This window comes from Moorena sp., assembly GCF_982860115.1.
The window spans coordinates 1-8,164 of record NZ_CEYLVT010000292.1; the positions used below are offsets into that span (position 1 = coordinate 1).

General features: G+C 45.2%; 8 protein-coding genes. 4 read left to right on the forward strand and 4 right to left on the reverse strand.

Translation table 11 applies throughout. The features are described from left to right. The 4 genes from AC4II3_RS29445 to AC4II3_RS29460 all read right to left on the reverse strand — a co-directional run. Window positions 1–992 (reverse strand): hypothetical protein (locus AC4II3_RS29445; protein WP_488015190.1); only part of this gene is annotated, 992 nt, incomplete at its 3' end. After that, on the reverse strand, window positions 992–1,726 hold the full coding sequence (locus tag AC4II3_RS29450; protein WP_488015188.1) for a T4 family baseplate hub assembly chaperone: 735 nt from the start codon (window positions 1,724–1,726) through the stop codon (window positions 992–994). The genes AC4II3_RS29450 and AC4II3_RS29445, both read right to left, overlap by 1 nt. A gap of 489 nt (window positions 1,727–2,215) precedes the next feature. Beyond that, window positions 2,216–2,740, reverse strand: a complete 525-nt coding sequence (locus tag AC4II3_RS29455) for a phage tail protein (protein WP_488015186.1) — start codon at window positions 2,738–2,740, stop codon at window positions 2,216–2,218. A gap of 173 nt (window positions 2,741–2,913) precedes the next feature. After that, window positions 2,914–4,578: a phage tail sheath family protein gene (locus tag AC4II3_RS29460; RefSeq protein ID WP_488015184.1), complete on the reverse strand. Its 1,665-nt coding sequence runs from the start codon at window positions 4,576–4,578 to the stop codon at window positions 2,914–2,916. Window positions 4,579–5,107: 529 nt separating this feature from the next. Here AC4II3_RS29460 and AC4II3_RS29465 point away from each other — a divergent pair. The 4 genes from AC4II3_RS29465 to AC4II3_RS29480 form a co-directional block, all read left to right on the forward strand. Further along, a complete protein-coding gene (locus AC4II3_RS29465) occupies window positions 5,108–6,109 on the forward strand; it encodes an ABC transporter ATP-binding protein (RefSeq protein WP_488015192.1) in 1,002 nt (333 codons plus the stop codon). Window positions 6,110–6,247: 138 nt separating this feature from the next. Further along, window positions 6,248–6,373: a hypothetical protein gene (locus tag AC4II3_RS29470; RefSeq protein WP_488015182.1), complete on the forward strand. Its 126-nt coding sequence runs from the start codon at window positions 6,248–6,250 to the stop codon at window positions 6,371–6,373. After that, window positions 6,370–7,158 (forward strand): ABC transporter permease, encoded by a 789-nt coding sequence (locus AC4II3_RS29475; RefSeq protein ID WP_488015180.1) that lies wholly within the window; start codon window positions 6,370–6,372, stop codon window positions 7,156–7,158. Before AC4II3_RS29470 ends, AC4II3_RS29475 begins: the two co-directional genes overlap by 4 nt. A gap of 38 nt (window positions 7,159–7,196) precedes the next feature. Next, window positions 7,197–8,164, forward strand: a 968-nt coding sequence (locus AC4II3_RS29480) for a hypothetical protein (protein WP_488029771.1), incomplete at its 3' end; no start/stop codon positions are given.

Sequence of the window (8,164 nt, forward strand, 5' to 3'; positions counted from 1 at the left end):
TGGTTAGTGCTGCTATCGGTATAGTTAGTAGTAATCCCTTCTGCTATCTTCGATTGGAAGTTGCGATCGCTATTTGTCTGATTACTTATCTTATGGTTAGTGCTGCTATCGGTATAGTTAGTCGTAAGCCCTGGTGATATCGATGATTGTTGGTAATTAGGGCTAGTTGGATGATTACTTATCTTACTGTTACTGCTGTTATCGATCAATTCAGCAGTCATCTCGTCCGATAGCTTCGATTGCTGGTAGTTAGGGCTATCTGTCTGATTAGCTATCTTGTTGTTACTGCTGCTATCGGTATAATTAGCAGTCATCCCTTGTGGTATCTTCGATTCGGAATAGTTATCCCTAGTTGGATTATCACTTATCTTATGGTTAGTGCTGCTATCGGTATAGTTAGTAGTAATCCCTTCTGAGAGGAAGGATTCGGAATAGTTATCGGAGTAGTTATCCGTAGTTTTCTTATTAGTTATCTGGTTAGTTATCTTATTTATCGGTTGCTCATCCTCAGCCAAAGGTATTTCCCTGAGCTGGTCTTGCTGTTGATCATGGAATGATTCTAAATTAGTTGGCTCCTCTGACTGGCTCTGTTCAACTAACTCTGCTGGTGACTCCAACAGTGAAGCCTCCCTGTTGCCTATTGCCTGTTGCCTATTGCCTATTGCCTGTTCCCTGTTGCCTATTGCCTGTTGCCTATTGCCTATTGCCTGTTGCCTATTGCCTATTGCCTGTTCCCTATTGCCTATTGCCTGTTCCCTGTTCCCTGTTCCCTGTTCCCTGTTGCCTATTGCCTGTTGCCTATTGCCTGTTCCCTGTTCCCTGTTCCCTGCTTCCTGTTCCCTGTTCCCTGCTTCCTGTTCCCAACTTGAAGAATAGTCAGCGGGGATCATTAAATTTTCAGCATTGTTGGCAAACACCGAAGCAATCATCGGTTGCACCACTGGTGTTAACCCTAAAGTACGCCTAGCCAGGCCAGTAAGAAAGTCAGCCATTAGTCAATCAAGTCCAAATAAAACTGTCGTCGTACTGTACTCATAGATAGGATATCTGCCTCTCGCCACCCATAGAATCGAGCCAGTCGATGTACTTCTCTGAGCAAGCGCTTGGCCTGAGCACTAAGTTCGCTCCAGAAAAAGGAAACGATATCAAACAAAACCTGCCAGCCGTGACCACAGGCAGGACAATTGAGGTTTAACAACATTTCCCCCTGGGGGTCACATTCAGCTATTTGCTCTGCTAGTTGGGTTAGTACGGGCTTAGGTAAATCCTCATAGGCAACCCTCACCCCATCACAGCTAGCCTCTAGCAGACAACGCTGTCCCAGAAATTTCGAGGCAGCACTCTCATCGCCATAACTAACAATAGCTGCTAAATCCCAACTGTTGGGCAAACGAAATTGCAACCTATATCCATTCACTGTTGTTTGATACTCTTGCTGCTTTGATTCAAAAGGATCAACAAGGCGAATATCTCCTACATTAATCGTGAATTCCAGACGCTCACCGCAATTGGGACATTCGGCAAAACTATTGAGTTTCGGTCCAAAAGTAATTTCTCTTAGGGTCAACAGATATCCATCCCGTTGCCCAATACTCAAAGAAGCTAGCTCAACCGCAGACTTGTCGGGAAAAGCAAATCTTAGCAAAGTCAGCGCCTGGTCTAGAGGATGCTGAACTTGCCCAATTTCCCAACATTTTATCATCTTATCAGCGGATAGCGATCGCATAGAATTAAGAATTAAGAATTTAGAATTTAGAATTTAGAATTAAGAATTTAGAATTTAGAATTTTTGTAAGCATTCAGCCGTCAGTGGTCAGTGGTCAGCCGTTGGCCTTTGGCACCTCAAGTAGCCGTAGCGCATAAGTTGAAAGTTGATAGCACCTCAAGTAGCGTGCGCGTAGCGCTAATCGCTGTTCGCTGATAGCTGATAGCTGATAGCACCTCAAGTAGCGTGCGCGTAGCGCTAATCGCTGTTCGCTGATAGCTTACGAATTTTTAATTTTTAATAGTGACGTGGTTTATAGTTACTAGTCTAGTACAGCATGGCGGAAATCAATATACCATTCAAAACGAGCAAAATTCTTATATAGTAAACATCTAATAATTTTGAACTTTGAATTTTGAATTTTGAATTCCGCACAGCCGTACTAGTTATAGTAAAGAACGCCAAAGGCGAACAACCTGCTAACCTTCAACCTGCTAACGTTTAATAAGATTAGCTAGGTTCAGTGAAAGTAGGCTCTTCTGGCTCAGTCACTTCATAGTCACGTTCCCAACCTTCGTTTTGCAGGGTGATGTTTTGAATGGCTACGGCATTGTCGTTAGCATCTAGGTCAGGGAGTGCCTCGTATTCTGAGACCCAGCAACGATAAACTTTGTATGCGATCGCTACTTGTCCTGACTCATTCATCAATTCGATAATAATGTCCTTGCGAAAGTCCTTCAGAGAGACTTCAGCACCTAAGCCAGAGCCGTAGTTCCAAACCTTGTTGGCCCATTTCTCAAACTCTGGGTCGTGGGTAACACCACGTTCTAGGGTAATCGCTTCATAATTAGTTTGTCCTGGTGACATGCGTTGGGTACTGGGGTCACCGCCCTCACGGTGTTGAATCACCTCAGTGCTGCGTTTGAGGGCACCTACTCGGCTGACACCGGCTACATATCTTCCATCCCACTTGACCCGGAATTTAAACGTTTTATAGGGGTCAAAACGCTGGGCATTAACACTAAATTGAGCCATATTTCCTCCTAATGATGGTTATCCCAAATTGTTTGATATTGTTTATTCACTCAATTAATTCCAGGGATGTCTTCGGAGATGTCGAGAGCAGAGCCTAAAATTCCAGAGATTAAACCGACCCGTCATCTACTCCCCATCTCCTGATCTCCCCATCTTTTGATCACAATTTGGTATTAGGCACCACTTTGTCCAGCTAGCTGCTGGAACTTAATAATTACAAATTCCGCTGGTTTCAAGGGAGCAAAACCCACCATGATATTCACAATGCCAAGATTGATATCATCCTGAGTAGTGGTTTCCTTATCACATTTAACGAAATAGGCTTCCGCAGGGGACTTACCTTGGAAGGCTCCCTGACGAAATAGATTGTTCATAAACGCGCCTAAATTTAATCGAATCTGAGCCCAAAGGGGTTCATCGTTGGGTTCAAATACTACCCATTGGGTACCACGGTAAAGGCTTTCTTGTAGGTAAAGGGCTAGCCTGCGCACGGGGATATACTTCCACTCCGAAGCCAGACGGTCATCACCAACCCGTGTGCGTGAGCCCCAGATTACCCGACCTGCTGCTGGCATCGTGCGCAAACAGTTAATCCCAAGCTGGTTCAACTCACCATTTTCCGCATCAGTTAGGGAAACACTCAACTGTGGCACTCCCACTAGGGTTGCTTCCAAACCAGCCGGTGCTTTCCAAATCCCTCGGTCACTATCTGTACGAGAAAAGACCCCAGCCACCGTGCCACAGGGCACAAACTCTTCCACTTGATTATCTTTAAGGGGGTTAGCCTGTTTCAGACGTGGGAAGAAAATGGCCGCATTTTCACTGGTACTGCCTACCTCTGATTTAATCCCAGTTTTGGCTTTATCCTTATCAGTCCAAGTGCTAGGAGGATCAATCAACAGCATAGCCCGTCGCTTTTGACAATATGCGATCGCTGCATCAATCAAGCTGGCATCCACATCATTAGTGCTGTTGTAGGGAGGGATGCAAAGCAAGCTAAACAGGTCTGCTTGTTCGAGGGCATACAATCCTTGTTTGTTGGCTTCAGTGCCTGAGCCAGTAAAGTTAGCCTCTGTCAGAGCCTGACCATCCGTTGCTTTATCAGCATCAGCTACCCCGGTTGAGCGCTGATCACTCTCGAAGGGGTCTTTTTTCAATTCTGCTTCAGCAGTTGCTTGTGCCTCTTTCTGAGCGTCAGTTGCATCATTTGCGCTTCCGTCTGCAATGGCTTGATTGAGGGCAGCATCACTATCATCAGGTCGTTCCGTGGGCAGAGCACCAGATACCCGCACCAACTTAGATTGGTTTTTCAGAACGTTATCGACTTGGCGAGCATGTCCAGGCATCACCGAAACGTTACGGAATGTTTCAATTTCACCGGTGCTGGTATCCTGAACCGATAGATTGAACAATTTTTCGCTGATTGCCTGTGCGTCACTCACTGCCAAGTCATGGTCAATCCTGGCTCGTAAATTATTCCCCCAAGCACCTTCAGAGGCAGCTTCTAGGGTAAGGGTATTGGGATCACTACCTAGGGTCAAGGTTGCCAGTGATTTCGCCGGGTCAGCATCTGCTTGGTAAAGGCGAACAATCACCGCTTGGCTACCGCCATTTAGGTAAAAATCCCGTACAGCGAAACCGAGGGTACTATCTACCCACAATCCACCAAACTTACGCTCAAAATCTCCGTAGCTGTTGATTAGCACAGCTTCATCCACAGGTCCTCTAAGAGCACGACCTATGAACGCCGTAATCGAAGTCGCAATTCCAGTGATCGTCCGGACTCCACTGGGAATTTCTTCGATGTAAACACCTGGATAAGTCGGTGTGATCGGCATGGTAACTTTTTCCTCTGAGTAATTACATCTGCCAGCTAATGCCACCCTAGAGGCGGTAGGGCGACACTCCTTTTTAGCTAATTAATAATAATGTGTCAAATTCCCACAGGAACAAATTATGCGAACGCATTAGGGAGTAGGGAGTAGGGAGTAGGGAGTAGGGAGTAGGGAGTAGGGAGTGTGGGAAGTGTGGGAAGTGTGGGAAGTGTGGGGAGATGGGGAGATTTTTATTTCAGAGGAATAATTGCTAGAACCATTATTCTACAATCAAGACAGCTTTTTCATGACTCTTTCCGAGATCCGCTGTTCCCGACTCCCTATTGCCTATTGCCTATTGCCTATTGCCTATTGCCTATTGCCTATTCCCTACTCCCTACTCCCTATTCCCTATTCCCTACTCCCTATTCCCTATTCCCTACTCCCTATTCCCTGTTCCCTATTCCCTATTCCCTATTCCCTACTCCCTACTCCCTACTCCCTATTCCCTATTCCCTATTCCCTATTCCCTGTTCCCTGTTCCCTTTCCTATATGTCTATTGTTATTGTCGAAAACCTCAGCAAAATCTACCCAGTAGCAATCAAACAACCAGGACTACAAGGTACCTTAAACCATTTCTTCCGCCGTACCTACCGTTCAGTCAAAGCTGTACAAGACGTTTCCTTTGAAATTGGCTTTGGAGAAGTAGTCGGATTCTTAGGGCCCAATGGTGCTGGCAAAACCACTACTCTCAAGATGCTCACTGGACTGATTCATCCGTCTCAGGGTCGAGTCAGAGTTGTGGATTACATTCCCAAACGACGTCAACCAGGCTTTTTGAAAAAAGTTACTTTAGTTATGGGGCAGAAGCAACAGTTGCTTTGGGACTTACCAGCCCTAGATTCCCTGAGAATCAATGCCGCTGTCTATGGTATTTCTGATACTGACTATAAGCATCGAGTTGGGGAACTGACCGAGATGCTTTCCCTAGAAGGGAAACTGACTCAGCCAGTACGAAAACTCTCCCTAGGAGAGCGCATGAAAGCGGAACTACTAGCAGCATTGCTACACCAACCCCAAGTCCTATTTTTAGATGAACCTACCTTAGGATTAGATGTCAATGCTCAACTAGCCGTGCGGGACTTCTTGCGGGAGTACAACCAACGCACAGGAGCAACAATACTCTTAACCAGTCACTACATGGCTGATATCACTGCTCTTTGCCAACGGGTGCTATTAATCCATCAAGGTCTGCTGATTTACGATGGCTCTCTAGAGGGATTACTTGACCGCTTTGCTCCCTATCGTGAGGTCACCGTAGAACTTGCCCAGTCCTTACCTGAGGTAAAGACTAGTCAGGATATGTTTTTACAGCGCTATGGTGAACTCAAAGAAGTAGATGGTCACCACGTGCGTTTCCTAGTGCGTCGGGAAGTGCTTACCGAGACTGTGGCTCGGATTCTCGCTGAGCTGGAGGTAATAGATTTAAGCGTAACTGACCCTCCCATTGAAGAAGTTATTGGTCGTGTTTTCCAAGCAGGAGTAGTAGAGTGAACTTCCCTGCAAAGGTTAGTCGGTCAGAATTAAAAATTAAGAATTAAGAATTAAGAATTAAGAATTAAGAATTAAGAATTAAAAATTAAAAATTAAAAATTAAGAATTAAAAATTAAAAATTAAGAATTAAAAATTTTTTGATTGGAAGTCACCTACTCCCTACACCCTACTCCCTACACCCTACTCCCTACTCCCTACTCCCTACTCCCTACTCCCTACACCCTACTCCCTACTCCCTCTTCCCTTCTATCAAAAATCAATGAAGCGCACCCTAAGAATCATTAAAACCTTCCTCAGTGTTTATTACGCCCATATGATGGAGTATCGGGCAGAAATATTTTTTTGGGTACTGTCGAATCTGTTACCTCTGATTCTAATGGGGATTTGGATAAAGGCATCCCAAGAAGCAGAATTTGGTCTCAATTCTACAGAATTTACCCGTTACTTTATCTCAGTGTTTTTTATTCGCCAGTTCAACTTGGTATGGGTTATTTTTGATTTTCAAAAAGAAGTATTGCAAGGGAAGCTTTCCCCACGATTACTACAGCCCATTGATCCAGTGTGGCATCACATAGCTGGTCACATAGCAGAACGATTTATCCGTATGCCGTTTAACCTAGGGCTAATCGGTTTGTTTTTTCTGCTGTATCCCGAAGCAGTTTGGGTACCGAATTTTGGCAATCTGTTACTCGGTTGTCTGGTGGTGGCAATGAGCTTTGGCCTACGCTTTTTGATGCAGTATACCTTTGCCATGTTCGCCTTTTGGACAGAACGAGCTAGTGCGATGGAAGAGTTATCATTTTTGCTGTACTTATTTCTTTCTGGGTTAATTGCTCCGTTGGAAGTCTTCCCTCCTTTGGTAAGGGAAATTGCCCAGTGGACACCCTTCCCTTATATGATTCATTTCCCAGCAGCACTGTTGATTGGTTTACCTGTGAATGCGGTATGGGGAATCTTGGTGATTCTAGGTTGGAGTTTGATATTTTTCCTAGTCAACCGCTGGTTATGGCGTAAAGGGTTAAAGCATTATTCTGGCATGGGAGCTTGATCTTATATTGCATTTATAAATCAACGCTCTAGCAACAAATGACCCTAAAACCTTTGCCCCCAAATCATCCCCCTAATTTACCTGAACCACGTCACTGCCACCAGCCCATGCTATGGTTAGCGATGGTTTTGGCCTCTGTTGTCATTCATCTATGCTTTTTGTGGATACTGTATATGGTCTTGATGGGGCGCTTCGAGAGTTCGCAACCCACTCAGGATTTGATTGCTATCGATGTGATTGATATCATTCCGGAAGACATAGCTGAGCAAGAGACATCACCAGAAGACCCATCAACAGCTCTAACTAGTCCTAGGTCAGATCGGAATTTTAATTACCAAACTGTCTCTAACTCTACCATTAATGCCACTGAGCCTGAGTTAGCTCAAACACCAAAAGAGGAAAGCTTACCCGTTAAAGACCTAGCAGTGCCAACAGATTATGAATTAACTATACCTGTACCCGCACCTGAACCAACAACTCCGATCACTCCTGTTAAGCCTATTCCAGTCATCCAAAGGCCGCTACCGTTACCCTTACCTCTGCAACCACCGATTCAGCCACCGGCTTCCACCATCTTGGAAGAGTCGGCATCAAAAGATACCGTTCTGGCTAAGATCAGTCACTTTGGTCTGACTAATCCGAATCGGGATATTCCAGACCAATTGGCTATACCGCTACCAGGTAACAAAACGGAATTTTCCGCTGAGGAGCTGAATTTGAAAGGTATTGATTTATCGGAAGAGTTAGTGTTGAAGGTGGTGGTGTTAATTGCTTCCAATGGTAAACCGGAACTGCTACCGGACTATATTCAAGTGCAGCAAGGCAATATTAGTATTGAGCAGGCTCAGCAACTCGCTCAGCAGGTGATTCGCGATTGGCTGTTTGCCCCTACTTACATGGCAGGTCAAGCAGTTTGGCAAGCTTATCGCTTCCAACTCACCATTAGGCAACAGGCAATAGGCAATAGGCAACCCACCCCTAACCCCTCCCAGGAGGGGAAGGCAAT